This window comes from Bacilli bacterium (genome assembly GCA_036381315.1).
Taxonomy (GTDB): domain Bacteria; phylum Bacillota; class Bacilli; order Paenibacillales; family KCTC-25726; genus DASVDB01.
Genome location: DASVDB010000012.1, coordinates 1 through 15,949, shown reverse-complemented (window position 1 = coordinate 15,949; position 15,949 = coordinate 1). Strand labels below are relative to the sequence as shown.

The window sequence follows — 15,949 nt, the reverse complement described above, 5'->3', positions numbered from 1 at the left end:
TACAAGTACCAGGAAAAGGAGATCCCGCGCTGGCAGCCCCGCGGCTCATAAGATGGCAGGCCTTTATCCAGCTTGGGATAATCGGTCGCCTGCATTTCCCAGGTGACGATGCCTTCCTTCACGTGAATATTCCACGAGCAGCTTCCCGTGCAGTTCACGCCATGCGTGCTGCGGACAATTTTATCGTGCTGCCAGCGGTTCCGGTAAAACTCTTCCCATTTTCGCGAATCAGGGGAAATCAAGTCTTTAATCCAGGCCATCCGGATATTCCTCCCACTTGTTTCATGTTTAGGCAAAATAAAAAGAACTCCAATGTATCACGCTGCAAGGGAGGCTTGCAAGCCTCCGGCGCGACTGCGAATGAGAGTTCATCTTTCTGACTGAGCAACTTTGCTAAACGAGAGCAACAATTGGCACATCACATTATGAAATTGGCAGCTTGCCTTGTTTACGGGCATGCGTTAATGAAGTGATCGGCGAACCCCTTTTAACCTTCTGCGCCAGAGGCCGCCGGCAACGACAAACAAGCACAACGCGCCGAGAAAACCATATAGCGCAAAAGTCAAAGTCGTCAATTCGGGTTGTTCCGGCGCCGCGCCTCCCCCTTGCGCCCCGCCCGCTCCCGGGGAACCGCCCGGACCTTGCGCGGCTACCATTTGAAGGTACGCGATGATGGAGGCGATTTCATCATCCTTTAAATTGGGAGAAGGCATAACCATCCCATATTCTTTCACAAGCTTTTGCGCTTCGGGATCCCCGGAGTCGATCAATGCTTGCGGGTTCAAAATCATCTTCCTGAGCCATTCCGGATCCCGTATCTTCGCTACGTCAATCAAGTCGGGGCCGATCCGCTTTCCCTCGCCGATACTGTGACAACCAATACAATTCGCTTTGAACAATGCTTCCCCGGTGTTATCGCCTTCCGCAAAACTTGTAGTTTCATTGGCGGCAATCACGCCGAGACCGAACACAATCAGGCAGACCGCTTTGACCATCGTCATCAGTTGCAATCTGCTTCGCACCCTTCCTCACCTCGCATCTACTCACCTTAATAGCGCGCAGCTCGCGCACTTCAATTTTAACCAGCGCTGTAAAATCGTGAAATGCAAAAAGTCACACAGCCGGCAAGTTTGTTTAAAAGTTTTTGGAACAAGCGAATATGAAAAAACCGTCCGGTCGCCCGGACGGCTCGTTCGCCGCTATCCATATTCATTTAAATATTACGCTTTCCCCGGGAAAATAGCCCCCAGTTCGGCGTAAACGGTCACTTCGCCATATTGCTGCAACGTGTCAAGGGCGCCTGCGACGCCGACGATGACGGGAATGCCGAGGTTCAATCCGACGACCGCCGCATGCGACGTGATGCCGCCGCTTTCCGTCACGATCGCGCCGGCTTTTTCAAGCGCCGGCAAGTAATCTTTATCGGTGCTTGGCACAACGAGCACGCAGCCGCTCGTCGCTTTTGATTTCGCTTCCTCGGGAGTGCGGGCAATCACCACTTTTCCCGTTACTTGCTGGGTGCCGATCCCTTGCCCTTTGGCGATCATTTCCCCGACATGATGCACCTTGATTAAATTGGTCGTACCCGAGCGGCCGATCGGAACGCCCGCCGTAATGACCACAAGATCGCCCAAATGCACGATTCCCGTTTTAATTGAGCGGTCTACCGCCATGGCAAACATTTCATCGGTCGTCTTTGCTTCCACGCCTTGGACCGGCACGACGCCCCAAACAAGCGACAATCTGCGAATCACATGCTCCAGCGGAGTGACGGCGATGATCGGCGCCTTGGGCCGATATTTGGAAACCATCCTTGCCGTATAGCCGCTTTCCGTCGCGGTAATGATCGCTTTCGCATCCAAATCCAGAGCGGAATTGGCGACCGCCTGGCTGATGGCTTCCGTAACGGTTGTTTGCTGCGCCAAGCTTTGCCGCTGCAAAATTTCCCGATACTCGAGCGCAGCTTCCGTCCGTTCGGCGATTCGCGCCATCGTTTGCACCGATTCCAGCGGGTATTTGCCCGCCGCCGTTTCGCCGGAGAGCATGATTGCATCCGTGCCGTCGAATATCGCGTTGGCGACATCGCTCGCTTCCGCGCGCGTCGGCCGCGGATTGCGCTGCATGGAATCCAGCATTTGCGTAGCGGTGATAACCGGCTTGCCGACCAAATTGCATTTCTCGATCATTCGTTTTTGCACCAGCGGGACTTCTTCGGCGGGTATTTCCACGCCAAGGTCGCCGCGCGCAACCATCAGACCGTCGGACACCTCCAGGATTTCGTCAAGATTGTCGACGCCTTCGCGGTTTTCGATTTTGGATATGATCTGAATGTGTCTGGCATTATGTTTCTCCAACAATTCGCGGATCTCCAGCACGTCGCTTGCTTTGCGCACAAACGATGCGGCGATAAAGTCGACGCCCTGCTCGATGCCAAACAAAATGTCATTTTTGTCTTTGTCGGTAATGCCGGGGAGCGAAATTTTCACTCCGGGAACATTGACGCCTTTTTTGCTTTTGATTTGTCCCCCGTTCACTATGCGGCAGACGATTTCCGTATTCTGGATCGAAACCACCTGCAATCCGATCAATCCGTCGTCGATCAAAATCGTCGAACCGACTGCAACATCGTTTGGCAAATTCCGGTATGTAACGGAAATACGGCGGGCGTCACCCAGTATTTCTTCCGTCGTTAATGTTAAATGTTCGCCTTGCACCAGATCGATCGGCTCTTCCCGCAATTTGCCGATGCGGATTTCCGGACCTTTCGTATCCAATAAAATGGCCACGCTTTTATTCAATTCGCGGCATGCCTGTTTAATATTACGAATGCGATTGCCGTGTTCGGCAAAATCGCCATGCGAAAAATTAAGCCTGGCAACGTTCATTCCCGCTTCAATCAGCTTTTTCAGCATGTCCAACTGTTCGCTGGAAGGCCCGATAGTACAAACAATTTTTGTCCTGCGCATGCTTTTTTTTCCTCCCGCCAAAGTAGAAATCACTCGTTTTCGACCGTTCTCGTAAAATATGTGAACCTGCCGATCTTTCTAAACCGCTTCATCCGATCTTCAACCAGTTCCGCTCCGCTTTTTTTCATTAACTCCTGCAAATGGCGGCATATCGCCTCGCGCAGCCATTTGGCCTGTGCCGGGAAATCCCGGTGCGCTCCGCCGCGCGGCTCGGGGATCACCTCTTCAACGATGCCCAGTTCCAGCATATCTTTTGAAGTGATTTTCATCGCATCGGCAGCCTTGTCTGCTTTTGTCGCGTCTTTCCATAAAATGGCCGCGGCGCTGTTGGGAGAAATGACGGAATAGATGGCATTTTCCAGCATCAGCACGCGATTGCCGACGCCTAAAGCCAAAGCGCCGCCGCTGCCGCCTTCGCCGATGACAACGCAGATGATCGGAACGGCGAGCGTTGCCATGCCCATTAAATTGCGCGCGACAGCCTCGGCAACGCCGCGCTGTTCCGCGGTGTCGCCGGAATATGCGCCCGGCGTGTCGATAAACGTGATGATCGGGCGACGAAATTTTTCCGCCTGCTTCATCAGGCGCATCGCCTTGCGAAATCCTTCCGGGTGCGGCATGCCAAAATGACGCGAAAGGTTGTCCTTCGTGTCCTTTCCCTTCTGATGGCCGACCACCGTCACCGGGACGCCGTTCAATTTCGCGATGCCGCCGACAATTGCCAAATCGTCGCCAAAGCTGCGGTCCCCGTGCAGTTCGATGAAGTCCGCAAAAATCGCCTGGACGTAATCCAGCGTCTTCGGACGCGCCGGATGCCTGGCGATCTGCATGATTTGCGAAGCGGTCAACCCGCTGTACAACTCCTGTTCCAATTTGCGGTAACGCTCTTCCAGACGAGCAATTTCTTCAGAGAAATCAATTTCTTTTTCCGCTCCAAAACGCTTTAAATCGGCAATTTTTTGCTTCAATTCGGAAAGCGGCTGTTCAAACGGAAGTTCACCTGACATTGGACATATCCTCCCGCATAAGATGCAGATCCAGCAATTTGATCAACGTATTGCGCATGTCTTTTCTATGTACGATAAGATCCAGCTGGCCGTTTTGCAAGTTGAATTCCGCGGTTTGAAAATTTTCCGGGAGCTTTTGCCGCATCGTCTGCTCGATGACGATTCGCCCGGCAAAGCCCAACACGGATCCCGGTTCGGCAATAATAATGTCGCCGAGCATGGCGAAGCTCGCCGAAACGCCGCCCAGCGTCGGATCGGTGATCACCGAGATGTACAGGCCGCCCGCCTCGTTGAATTTTGCCAGGGCGGCGCTCGTTTTGGCCATTTGCATCAAGCTTAGGATACTTTCTTGCATACGCGCTCCGCCCGATGTCGAAAATATGATGAGCGGATAGCGCTTTTGCCCGGCTCTTTCAATCGCCCGCGTGATTTTTTCGCCGACGACCGAGCCCATGCTGCCCTGAAAAAAATCAAAGCTCATGACACAGACAACTACAGGAAAGCCTCCGATCGTTCCTTCTCCGGTTACAACTCCGTCTGTCAGGCCGGACGCGTTCGCGCTTCTTTCCAATTTTTCCGGGTAACCGGGAAATTGCAGCGGATCTTCGGAAATCATGTCGCTGTCATATTCAAATATTCTTCCGTCGTCCATCGTATAACGGACGCGTTCCATCGCGTTCAAGCGAAAATGATTGCCGCAAGACGAACAAACTTTCAAATTTTTTTCGAGTTCTTTACTGAATTGGATGCTGCCGCATTTCGCGCATTTATTCATCAGGCCTTCCGGAATGTCGCGTTTCGACGGGCCGGTGGTTATCGTTGCATATTTTCTTTTTTTATAAAAAAAATCTTTTAGCACTTCGGCACCTCGCAGATCCAGTTGTCATCCTTATGGCGGGCAACTTGTCGCCGTATCAACCGCCAACGCGCGCTCAACAAAGGCTGGCTGCGAAAGTTGCTCATGCATGCCACCGGATGGCTTCACCCATGCAAAATCGTATTGAGAACTTCCTGCACTTCTTCAAGCTCGCCTTCCGGTACCAATATTTCATACTGCTGTTTGGACAAATTGATCGCCCTGATTTGCACAAGAAAACCTTCGTCCGACAGTTTCTGTTTGATGCGATCGGCGATTTTTGCGGTAGGAGCAATATAGATAACTTTCCACATGGTAAATAACCTCCCGGCATTACCTGCAAACCCACGCAATGGATTTATGATAGCATATCTTTACTTTTTCCCGCAACAAACGCCGCAGCCTCGGGGATTGCGCATCGTTGCGCGGGCGCCACGCGAGTTTCACTTCAAGGCTACCGTATTCCTGCCCATAATCTGTTCAATGCCGCGGAACAATTCGTCCGACGGCTGCACATGATAATTGCGGTTTAGCGCCAATAGCCGCTTGTCACGTTCATAGTATAGCACGACTTCCGTCCGGCCGCTGTATTCCCGCAACAACTGCCGCAGGCGGACGAGCCTGCCCGGTTGTTCGCAATTTCGCGAAATTTTTACAAAGACGCGTTGCTGGGCATTGCCGGCTTTGCTTGCCGCCGCTTGCGAAGTTGGGGGAGCCGGCTTTTCCATCGAGCGTCGGCGCCGTTCGTTCGGCCGGGCATTCCGCTTTCTGATCATTTCAACATATTTCCCAAGATGGGGATCATCCAATGCATAGGCGTTTTCCGCCAGCAGTTTGAAATCTTCGTCCTGTTGCTGCAATTTCGCCAGAATCAGCAATAACGCGCCTTTGCGAAATTTGTCGCCGCACCTTTTCCACGTTTCCGGAAAAACGACAACTTCCGTTTTCATAATGTTGTCTTCGAATTCCACAAACGCCATCGGCAGTCCTTTTTTGCTGACGATTTGTTTTACTTGCGCCACCATGCCGGCCACAATAACTTGTTTTCCATCCGGCGTTTCCGCCAACAAATGCAGCGGTTCGACGGCCAGTCTGTCCAACAACTCCCGGTATTCGTCGAGCGGGTGGCCGCTTAAATACAGGCCCAGCAATTCATGTTCCAATTCCAGCTTCTCTTCGTTCGTATATTCGCGAACATCGGGATAGGCGATTTCCCAATTCACTTCTTCTTCCAATCCAAACAACTGAATCTGGAAATCTTCTTTTTCTTTTTTCCAAGTTTGCGCGCTTTCCACGCACTCATCCAGCATCATAAACAGCTGGGCGCGATGGCCCGGCAGCGAATCGAGCGCGCCGCATTGCACAAGCGATTCCAATACGCGCTTGTTGCAGGCTTTCAGGTCGACGCGCCGGCACAAATCGGCAAGATCGATAAAGGGCTGTTCGGCGCGCTTTTCCATGATCGACTCAATCGCGTGCAAGCCGACATTTTTAATTGCCGCCAAGCCAAACCGGATCGCCCCCCGCGGCGCTTTTTCCGATGGGGGAAGCGGGGTGAACACGTTGCCGCTTTCGTTCACATCGGGCGGCAATACGGGAATGCCCATCCGCCTGCATTCATCGATATACTCGGCGATTTTGCGCTGATTGCCCATCACGGCCGTCAGCATGGAGGCCATAAATTGCACCGGAAAATGCGCCTTCAAATAGGCCGTCTGATACGCGAGCACCCCGTAAGCGGTGGCGTGGGCCCGGGGAAAACCGTAATCCGCAAACCGCACGATCATATCGTACACCCGCTCGGCGATATCGGCGGCATGTCCCTGCCGAACGCAGCCGGACACGAAATGCTCCCGCTCCTTATCCAGCACGTCCCGTTTTTTCTTCGATACGGCCCGACGCAGCAAATCCGCTTCGCCAAGGCGAAAACCGGCCATTTGCGAAGCGATTTGCATGATTTGCTCCTGGTAGACAATGATCCCGTACGTGTCGGACAAGATCGGTTCAAGCGTCGGATGCGGGTAATGAACGGCAATTTCCCCATGCTTGGCTTGTATGAACTTGGGGATAAATTCCATTGGTCCCGGGCGATACAACGCCAACACGGAAATAATGTCTTCGAAGGACGAAGGCCGCAAATCCTTCAACACGCGCCGCATGCCCGCCGACTCCAATTGAAAAATGCCGGTTGTGTCGCCCTTTCCGAGCAGTTCGTAAGTCGCCGCGTCATCGTCGGGAAGCGCCGAAAGATCCGGGCATTCGCCCGCCGCATCGCGAATCCATCGCAGGCACCGTTCGATGATGGACAACGTTCGCAGCCCGAGAAAGTCCATTTTCAGGAGGCCGATTTGCTCCAAATGCTCCATTGGGTATTGCGTCAATGCCGTCTTTTCCGAGCCTTGCTGCAACGGAACGTAATGGTTGAGCGGCTCTCGCGATATGACCACGCCGGCGGCATGGGTGGAAGCATGGCGCGGCATCCCCTCGACTTTTTGCGCCATGTCGATCAACTCGGCGGCTTGGCCGTTTGTCCTGCACAGCTCTTGCAAATCCGGGTTTGCGCGCAGGGCGTCGGCAATCGTCATGCCGAGCTGGTTCGGAATCATTTTGGCGGCCTTGTCCACTTCATTGTATGGCATGTTCAGCACACGCCCGACATCGCGCACGGCCGCGCGCGCCGCCATTGTTCCGAACGTGATGATTTGCGCGACATGCTCCTTCCCGTATTTTTCCACCACATAATCGATCACTTCATCGCGCCGTTCGTCGCTAAAATCGATGTCGATATCCGGCATGCTGACGCGCTCCGGATTTAAAAAACGTTCGAACAGCAAGCGGTACCGGATCGGGTCCACATTGGTGATTTTCAACACATAGGCGACAAGGCTTCCGGCCGACGAACCCCTGCCCGGACCGACGGCTATGTTCCGTTCGTAGGCAAACCGCACAAAATCCCACACGATCAAAAAATAGTCGGAATATCCCATGCTGTCGATAATCTGCAGCTCATATTCCAACCGGTTAATTAATTCCGCTTTTTGCGCCGGATCCGTCCACCTTGCGGTGCGCATATACCGTTCTTTCAGCCCGGCAAGGCAAAGCTTTCGCAAATACTGCGACGCGGTAAGCGCGTCCGGAATCGGCTTGAAGGCCGGCAGGACGCTTTTGCCGAATTCAAGTTCGAGGCTGCACTTGTCGGCGATCCGCCAAGTATTGTTGAGCGCCTCCGGAATATGCGCGAAAAGCCGTTCCATTTGCGCGGCGCTTTTTAAAAACATTTGGTCGGTCGACATTTTCAGCCTGTTTTCATCTTCGACCGTTTTGCCGGTGCCGATGCACAACAATACGTCCTGCACTTGCGCATCTTCTTGCCGCAAGTAATGCGCGTCGTTGGTCGCCACCAGCGGAATGCCGGTTTCCCGGCTTAACGCAATGAGATCCTGCGCCAATTTTTTCTGTTCCAGCAAGCCGTGATCCTGAATTTCCAAATAATAATCGTCGCCGAACAATTCCCGGTAGCGCAAGGCGGTTGCCCGCGCCTCCCGCTTTTTCCCCGCCAGCAAATCCCGCGAAATCCGGCTGCTCATACAGCCGCTCAAGCAAATCAATCCTTCCGCGTGGGCGGAAAGATGCGCAAAGTCGATGCGGGGTTTATAGTAAAACCCTTCAAGATGGGCGATGGAAACCAGTTTCAACAAATTTCGATATCCCTGTTCATTTTTCGCCAAAAGCGTCAAATGGGTGGTCGGCTGCTCCGCGCGGGATGCCTTTTCTTTAAGCGATCCCGTCGCCATGTACATTTCGCAGCCGATGATCGGCTTGATGCCGTGTTCCCGGCACGCTTTGTAAAACGGGATGACGCCATACATCACGCCGTGATCGGTTAAAGCGAGCGCGTCCATGCCCAGTTCCGCGGCTGTGGCAACAAGCTCCCGCAAGCGCGCCGCGCCATCCAGCAAGCTGTATTCGCTATGGACATGCAGGTGCACAAAGCGCCGCATCGCATTGTTCCCCTTTTCCTGAACGAATCGTTATATTTCTATTATTAATTTTATCATAATTCGCAGCGGCTTTCCCATACATATGAAAACAGGGACAACCCGCATAAACGCCCGCAAAATATTGAAGAAAGGCGGAACGCATATGGGTAACTTCGCCGCAAAAATGACAGCCGACTTTTGTGTCGCTTTTGGCGTCGTGCTGGGATCTGCTTTCATGGCCGGCATCGCCGCTGTACTGACTGTGCAGCCGCCGTCCATGTACATGCAGACGACGGCGGAAAAAATCAAGATTTGGGCCGTCGTCGCCGCAATCGGGGGCACGATCGACCCGTTCAGGGCCATCGAAAGCAACTTCCTTGACGGCAACATATCTCCTGCGATCAAACAAATCTTGCATGTTATCATCGCATTTACCGGCGCCCATCTTGGCACAAAACTCATCGAGTGGATCTGCAACGGAGGCCTCCAGCATTGAATAAACCGTTGCAAAACAGGGCAAACAGGCTGCAGCAGGCCGGTTTGTTTATCGCCGGAATCATCATCGGCGGGGCGCTGTTTATGGCCCTGTACCAACACCAGTTCAACACGATCGTGCTGCAAAACAAAACGCTGCTTGCGGAAAATACGGATTTGCAAGGCAAACTTGCCGACCTGCAACAATATAAAAGAAGCGGATCGGTGGTGAAAAGCGTGGAGATTATCGTGGAAGAAGAGGAGGATAACCGCCTGGACGACATTTCCAAAGTGGAGGTGAAAAACAGGGTCAAACAGGATCTGAGCATTTTCAAAGGACAGCCGATAAGCCAGCTTCCCGGGCGGATCCGGATTGCGCGCCACACGTTCCACAACAAAATTTACGCGAATATTTTGGAAAAAGACTATGCGGTCGATATAAAGATGGCATTCCTGATCCAGACGGAACTTCGGTTTTATATCGCGGTGCAAGAAGTGCGGGAAAATTGAACTGTTGCTTTGGGAAGCGCCATCGGTTACTGTTATAGATGGGCTACCGCCTATTTTGAATCAACAGGAGATGCGCGCTTTATGGAATTTGCCATGTACGTTATTTACGCCGTCCTTTTGCTTTTGCTCGGACTGTCCGTCTATTTCAGCTTTAAATATCGGCGGCAAAACGACACCGCATTGCGTGGCGTCTACAATGCCAAAATGAATATATGCCTGGGCGCGTTGCTTGTTTTGCTCGCCTTCATCCAGTTGTTCGCTTTCGCGCTTTCATACGTGCGGCTTGGCGTAGGAGTCGTCTTTTTCCTGCTTGGACTGTTCAATTTATTTTCCGGAATCCGCAACCATATGTTTTTCAGCAAACGGCTTCGCTAAAAACGGGGCGGTTCAATGCTCAATGATTTGCGCCGTCAGCATGGCCTTGGCGATCACATGGCCGTCGCATTCAACGGTTATTTCCGCTTTGCCGAACTTGCGGCTTACCTCAATCATGCGGGGGTGGATTTCGATCACACTGTCGATTTGCACGGGGCGGACAAAATAGATTGTGATATTTTCCATGACCAGGTCGCCCTTTTTGTGCTCTTTAATGGCGGCAAGAGCCGCTTTCGCCATGAGCGTCGTCAGGATTCCTTCCGACGCGGTCCCCAGATGATTGACCATTTGCGGCGAAATGGACCCGCGCAACAGCAAGTCGTTTTTCCCGTTTTTCACTTCCGCAAATCCGCTTACGATCGAATCTTCGATCGTTTCGCCAAGCTGCGGCTCACGCTGGATATACTGGATCGCTTTCAATACATCCCGCCGGCTGATTACGCCGATTAATTTGCGGTTGGCGTCAACCACCGGAATGAGTTCGATGCCTTCCCAGACCATCATATGCGCCGCGGCGGTGACGGACGTTTTGGCGTTAACGGTTAACGGATTGCGGGTCATAAACCGCTCGATTGTCTGATGCCCGTCCGCTCCCACGACATCTTTCGCCGTCAGCATGCCGATGACCCGGTTCCACTCATCGATAACGGGAAAACGGCTGTGGCCGGTCGATTCCACCAACGCCCGCCAATCGTTGATCGTATGGTTCACTTTCAAAGTGGCGACCATTGCGCGGGATGTCAAAATATCTTCAACCAGCAAAATCTTCTTTTTGATCAGGCTGTCATAGATGGCCCGGTTGATCATCGAGGCGACCGTGAACGTATCGTAACCGCAAGTAATGACCGGCAGCGCCTTTTTGTCCGCCAGTTCAATCACTTCCTGCGTCGTGCCAAACCCGCCGGTAATCAGCACGCCGGCGCCCAACTGCAGCGCAGCGGTATGGGCTTCATTGCGGTTGCCGACAATAAGCAGGCTGTCCGCCTCGATGTATGACTTCATCGCGTCCTGTTCCATCGCGCCGATCACGAATTTGTTCAAATTTTTATCCAGCCCGTCAAAACCGCCCAGCACCGTGCCGTCAACAATATGAACCACATCGGCAAACGTCAGCTGATAGATGTTCATGCGCTTTGCCTTTTCAATCCGGACGGTGCCGATGCGTTCCTTTGTCGCCACAAGCCCTAAGCTTTCCGCTTCCTTGATCGCCCTGTATGCCGTTCCTTCGCTGACATCCATGTCTTTGGCCATTTTGCGAACGGAGATTTTTGTGCTGACTTTTAATCCTTCGATATATTGCAATAATTGCTCGTGCTTCGTCATTGTTTCGTTCGTGAAGGAACCCACCCGTTGCACCCTTTCGCGTCAAACTGTATTAATCTGTTTTACACAAACACTATTATACCTTTGCGACGTCCTCGTCGGCAACATCATTGTCGTCTGTAATTGTAGCATTGAAAAAGGTGCGCGATACAGGAAAATCGCCTTGTACCATCGAACCCGCGCCGGCAAACGTCTTGTCCGCGGATGCCGGCGCAAGCGTGACGGCGTTCCCCGTCCGGACGATTCCCCCCGCGTTGACGACGACAATTTTGACGCTTCCCAAAAATGCCGGCAATTCGCCACTTCCTTTCTGATTTACGTGCCCGTAGCCGCTTTCTGAACGTTGTCATCCGCCACATCGGGATCGTTCGTTAACGTGAAATTGATCGCAACAGTCGTAATCGGCACATCGCCGGTATGAAACGAACCCGCGCCGGTATACGTCTTCATAGCCACCGAAGGCGCCGCAATCAACAAATCGCCTGTCTGGATCAGCCCGCCGTTGCCGTTTGCCACCACTTTAAATGCGCCAATGACCGAAGGCATATTCCTACATCCTTTTGCGTTGTTTGAACAGTATATGCCTATCGCCCGTGTTCCGTACCGGATCAGGCGATGCGTTCATTTTGCCGATTGCGCCGTTTCGGTCTGTTCCCGAACCTTTTGCTGCAGGCGAAAGCTGCGGTAATTTTGCCGCCGCCTGTATGCCCGCCGGTTTTCCTCATCCACGCCGAGAAATTCATGCAAATGCGCGGCAATGACCAACAAAGCCATACAAATCCAGACGATCCCGAACACCGCCGGCAAACGCAAATCGCCGCCGATTTGCAGCCTGGGCGCGGCGTATAACAGCATCCCCAAGGCCAGTCCGAGACTGATCAGATTCCTGATACCCCGCATGCTTTGACCTCCGCTTCCTGCCGAATGAACTGCACGTTCCATATATATGCTCGAAAGGCAAGCCTTATGTGCCGTCGCATCGCGCGCGGAAAATCGTCAGGGAATCGAGACATGATAAAAAAGAAACAAGAGCGACTGCAAAAGTCCGATGATGCCGCCCAAAAGCGCGCCAAGCCAGGTAATGGCGCGGAATTCTTTCCCCGATACGCTGAGGATCAAATCTTCCAGCCGTTCGACGGGGAACCGGCTTACCTCCTTTTCGACCAGTTGCGGCAGCTGGATCGCCCGCATCAGGCGCTCCGCGTTGGCTGCCAGCATGGTTAACGCGATGTCAACCAGGTGAGGAATCAGGCGTTCCGCAACATTTTGCGCAGGCGCAAGCGCTTCGGCAAACGTGCAGCCGGTCCATTCTTCAATCCGCAGCCGCCAACTTTCTTTTCCGGCCAAGCGTTGCAAAAGCAAGTAAACGGAGTCAATGCCCGCGACTTTTTCCAGCAGGGCGGAAATTTCCAATTGCTCAAGCTTCTCCATCTCCCGCATCACTGCATGGCGCAAGCTTGTTTGAAACGTTTGCGCCTTAAGCATCTCCAAGAGGGCTGCTTTTACTTTGGTAAGCAGTTTCTCTTCATCCAGAAACATTCCCGCGAGCGATCCCAATAATCCGCCCGTGCGCTCCAGCATCTTAGGCACGAGCTTGCGCAGCAGCCGATCCGCCTCGGCAGACTGCAAAAATGCGGCAAACGTTGCGGCGACATATTCCGTCGCCCGGTCCGCCAACGCTTCTTTCCTGCCTTCATGCCAGCCTTGCACCACATCGGGCAGGCGCTTGCGCGCAAGCCCGCGCTCTTCCCAAATATGGCGGACGAGCCCCTGAAACGCGGATTCCAGTCCTCTAGCGGCGGAGTCTTTCCAATCGCTCCAGCGTTGTTCGCCTATCCACTCCGCTAATGTCCGGGCGATAACCGCTTGTTCTCCGGACCATTTTTTGAACAGGCGCAAAGCGTCAGCCTGCGTTTTTTGCCGAAATTCCGCCCGTTTAAGCAGTGCCGCCAAACCTTGCGGCGTCACCAAATACTCGGCAACGACATGGCCCAGCGACATGCCGATTTCCTGTTTCCGTTTCGGAATGAGACCGGGCGTGAACGGAAGCCGCTTGTTCATAAAGATGACGGGTTTGCGCGGATGAAACAACATTTTGATTGCCAGATGGTTGGTAACGCCGCCGATGATCGCCGCCACCGCGACACTTATGCCAATAAACACAAGATCGTTCAACAAGCTTCACCCCGTAAAGTTCGCAATCACCAAGACAGTTCTGTCCTCATATGATGAAATAGTCAACAGCCTTTTGCGGAAAATGCTGAATGAAGGAGCTCTTCAATGACAAGTCACAAATTAAATGTCCGCTTCCATCGACCGGGTAATTTCATTGGCCAAAATGATGTGCTGCTGAGCGAAACGTTTGTGAAAGCATGGAAGATTCCTCCTCATCAGCACATCACCCTCCGTTTCGGCGCTGTCGGCCAGCCAATCCGCGTGATCCCCGTACGCGCGTCGAGCGAAATGAGAATCTCCCCATGGTTGGCGGATCATTTCGGATTGAACGCAAACTCCGTCGTGCGCGCAGCCTACCGGGCGAACCGGCAATCGATGCAGATCGGGCCGCTGATCGGCGTGTTGGTGAACCGCGTCTATGAAAACCGCCCCGACAGCTTGTTCGGCAAGATGACCGCCTTTTGCCGGGAGCTTACCGACGCTTGTAAAATGCAGGGCGCATCCGTTTACTTTTTTACGCCGGACGCGATCCGTTTGGGCAACGACAAAATAGACGGATGGAGCTACTCGGGCCTTTGGCGAAAAGGCAAATTTCCCGTTCCCGATATCGTCCACAACCGGTTGACCACCCGCAGACTGGAGAACAAACCAAGCGTACAACAATTTTTTAAAGATGTAAAATCCCGCTGGAACGGCAATGTGTTTAATGAAAAATATTTGGACAAAACCGACGTGTTTCAGGCGCTGAAAAAAGAAGCGGCGGTTACCGGTTTGTTGCCCGAGTCCTATCAATTGAAAAATTTTCGCATGCTGAAAAATATGTGCGCCAAATACCGCGTCGTCTTTCTAAAACCGGCCCGCGGCAGCTTGGGCAAAGGCATCATTCGCATCGCCCGCAGCGATGACAAACATTATGTTTGCCATTCGACGGGACTTAACGGCGCGACCAAAAAAGAATACGCGAGTTTCACCCAACTTTTTTCCGCGATTTCCGGAAAAATGCACAATACCCGCTACCAAATCCAACAGGGCATCAACATGATTGAGGCAAGCGGCCGCCCGATTGATTTTCGCGCGCTGGTGCAAAAAAACGAACGCGGCAAATGGGCCATTACCTCCATCGTCGCAAGAATCGCCGCGAACAGCCATTTCGTGTCCAACCTTGCGCGCGGCGGAATGTTGTGCAAGGTTCCCGAAGCGCTGGTTAAATCAAATTTGGCGCCCGGACTAAGAAAAACGGTTTACGCCGGATTGCACAAAAACGCGATCGAAGTGGCCAAAGCTTTGGAACGGCAAATCCCGTTCCATTTTGGCGAATTGGGAATTGATTTTGCCGTCGAACCGGGTGGAAAAATATGGCTTCTGGAAGTCAATTCGAAGCCGTCCAAAAACGACAACACGCAGCTGAACGACAGCAAAATCCGCCCATCCGTAAAGCTGTTGGTGCACTATTCGCGGTTTCTGACAAAGCTGTAACGCCAAGTCGGGCGCAGGGGGAAAAACAGATGAATCACGATCGGTGCGGGAGGAGAATGGGCATCCTGGCAAGCGAGCGGGAAGGCTTTCCGCCGTTTGGCGAGGCGGAATTTTACCGCAGGCTGGCCGTTTTTGCGCAAAAAAAAGGGCTTTCGGTCTGCGTATTCTCCCCATTGGCGATCCATTGGAGCACGCGGTCCGCAACCGGCTACACCTACAACACCGAAACCAAAGAGTGGCGCAAAGAAACATTCCCCCTGCCGCACATCGTTTATGACCGCTGCCTTTACAGCCATAAAAAACAAATTTCCGCATATCGGCGGCAAATCGCCAAGCTGCGGCAGTTAAACATTTTGTTTATGGGCAGCCCGATGGGCGGGAAATTAAACGTGTTGCGCGCGTTGTCCGCCACGCCGGCGCTTCGTCCGCATATTCCGCCTTCACTCTCGTTCACCGGAGCCGAAAGCTTGCTGCCTTGGCTCGCTCGTGACGGAAGCGTTCTTTTGAAACCGCAAAACGGCAGCCATGGCAGAGGGATTATCAGGATCGCCGCGGAAGGCGGAGGCGGTTTTTCCGTAACGGGGCGAGATCGGAACAATCGCGGCTTCCACTCCCGTTTTGCTTCGGATAAGCGTCTATTTGCCTGGCTAGCGGAATTTATCAAGGGATGCCGCTACTTGCAGCAGCCTTTCCTGCAATTGTCTTCCCGCGACGGCCGCGCATTCGATATCCGCGTTCTTATGCAGAAAGACGGCCGGGGAATTTGGCAGCAAACCGGAATGGCCGTGCGCATCGGGCAGCCGGGAA

Annotated in this window: 17 protein-coding genes; 5 read left to right on the top strand and 12 right to left on the bottom strand. The window is 53.1% G+C overall.

Translation table 11 applies throughout. The features are described 5' to 3' along the window. The 7 genes from VF260_00825 to VF260_00795 form a co-directional block, all read right to left on the bottom strand. A partial coding sequence (locus tag VF260_00825; GenBank protein HEX7055723.1) for a hypothetical protein occupies positions 1 to 260 on the bottom strand: 260 nt, incomplete at its 3' end. Between the two features lie 201 nt (positions 261 to 461). Next, positions 462 to 1,022: a cytochrome c gene (locus tag VF260_00820; protein HEX7055722.1), complete on the bottom strand. Its 561-nt coding sequence runs from the start codon at positions 1,020 to 1,022 to the stop codon at positions 462 to 464. 198 nt (positions 1,023 to 1,220) lie between these two features. Continuing rightward, positions 1,221 to 2,966 (bottom strand): pyruvate kinase, encoded by a 1,746-nt coding sequence (pyk, locus tag VF260_00815; protein ID HEX7055721.1) that lies wholly within the window; start codon positions 2,964 to 2,966, stop codon positions 1,221 to 1,223. A 29-nt stretch (positions 2,967 to 2,995) separates the two neighbouring features. Further along, a complete protein-coding gene (locus VF260_00810; GenBank protein ID HEX7055720.1) occupies positions 2,996 to 3,973 on the bottom strand; it encodes an acetyl-CoA carboxylase carboxyltransferase subunit alpha in 978 nt (325 codons plus the stop codon). Beyond that, entirely contained in the window at positions 3,963 to 4,832 is an 870-nt protein-coding gene (gene accD, locus VF260_00805; protein ID HEX7055719.1) for an acetyl-CoA carboxylase, carboxyltransferase subunit beta, read from the bottom strand. The genes VF260_00810 and accD overlap by 11 nt, the downstream gene beginning before the upstream one ends. Positions 4,833 to 4,954: 122 nt before the next feature. Beyond that, a complete protein-coding gene (locus VF260_00800) occupies positions 4,955 to 5,143 on the bottom strand; it encodes a glutamate decarboxylase (GenBank protein HEX7055718.1) in 189 nt (62 codons plus the stop codon). Between the two features lie 129 nt (positions 5,144 to 5,272). Further along, positions 5,273 to 8,830, bottom strand: a complete 3,558-nt coding sequence (locus VF260_00795) for a DNA polymerase III subunit alpha (protein ID HEX7055717.1) — start codon at positions 8,828 to 8,830, stop codon at positions 5,273 to 5,275. Between the two features lie 142 nt (positions 8,831 to 8,972). On the opposite strand from VF260_00795, the gene VF260_00790 reads away from it, so the two are divergent. The 3 genes from VF260_00790 to VF260_00780 all read left to right on the top strand — a co-directional run bounded on the left by VF260_00790 (position 8,973) and on the right by VF260_00780 (position 10,168). Next, positions 8,973 to 9,305, top strand: coding sequence for a YtrH family sporulation protein (locus tag VF260_00790; GenBank protein ID HEX7055716.1), 333 nt, complete (start codon positions 8,973 to 8,975; stop codon positions 9,303 to 9,305). Next, positions 9,302 to 9,793, top strand: a complete 492-nt coding sequence (locus tag VF260_00785; protein ID HEX7055715.1) for a hypothetical protein — start codon at positions 9,302 to 9,304, stop codon at positions 9,791 to 9,793. The genes VF260_00790 and VF260_00785 overlap by 4 nt, the downstream gene beginning before the upstream one ends. A gap of 81 nt (positions 9,794 to 9,874) precedes the next feature. After that, on the top strand, positions 9,875 to 10,168 hold the full coding sequence (locus VF260_00780) for a YtpI family protein (protein ID HEX7055714.1): 294 nt from the start codon (positions 9,875 to 9,877) through the stop codon (positions 10,166 to 10,168). Between the two features lie 12 nt (positions 10,169 to 10,180). On the opposite strand, the gene VF260_00775 is transcribed toward VF260_00780, so the two are convergent. The 5 genes from VF260_00775 to VF260_00755 form a co-directional block, all read right to left on the bottom strand. After that, a complete protein-coding gene (locus tag VF260_00775; GenBank protein HEX7055713.1) occupies positions 10,181 to 11,491 on the bottom strand; it encodes a DRTGG domain-containing protein in 1,311 nt (436 codons plus the stop codon). Positions 11,492 to 11,567: 76 nt separating this feature from the next. After that, on the bottom strand, positions 11,568 to 11,786 hold the full coding sequence (locus VF260_00770; GenBank protein HEX7055712.1) for a spore germination protein: 219 nt from the start codon (positions 11,784 to 11,786) through the stop codon (positions 11,568 to 11,570). 20 nt (positions 11,787 to 11,806) lie between these two features. Further along, positions 11,807 to 12,037 carry a spore germination protein gene (locus VF260_00765; protein HEX7055711.1) on the bottom strand — a complete coding sequence of 77 codons (231 nt, stop codon included), beginning with the start codon at positions 12,035 to 12,037 and terminating at the stop codon, positions 11,807 to 11,809. A 75-nt stretch (positions 12,038 to 12,112) separates the two neighbouring features. Further along, entirely contained in the window at positions 12,113 to 12,391 is a 279-nt protein-coding gene (locus tag VF260_00760; GenBank protein HEX7055710.1) for a hypothetical protein, read from the bottom strand. Between the two features lie 96 nt (positions 12,392 to 12,487). Continuing rightward, complete coding sequence (locus tag VF260_00755) at positions 12,488 to 13,666, bottom strand: DUF445 family protein (GenBank protein HEX7055709.1); 1,179 nt, start codon at positions 13,664 to 13,666, stop codon at positions 12,488 to 12,490. A 105-nt stretch (positions 13,667 to 13,771) separates the two neighbouring features. On the opposite strand from VF260_00755, the gene VF260_00750 reads away from it, so the two are divergent. Both VF260_00750 and VF260_00745 read left to right on the top strand, forming a co-directional pair. Beyond that, the gene (locus tag VF260_00750; GenBank protein ID HEX7055708.1) at positions 13,772 to 15,142 is read left to right on the top strand and encodes a YheC/YheD family protein; all 1,371 of its coding nucleotides are present in this window, start codon (positions 13,772 to 13,774) and stop codon (positions 15,140 to 15,142) included. A 29-nt stretch (positions 15,143 to 15,171) separates the two neighbouring features. Beyond that, the coding region (locus VF260_00745) for a YheC/YheD family protein (protein HEX7055707.1) at positions 15,172 to 15,949 on the top strand (778 nt) is incomplete at its 3' end.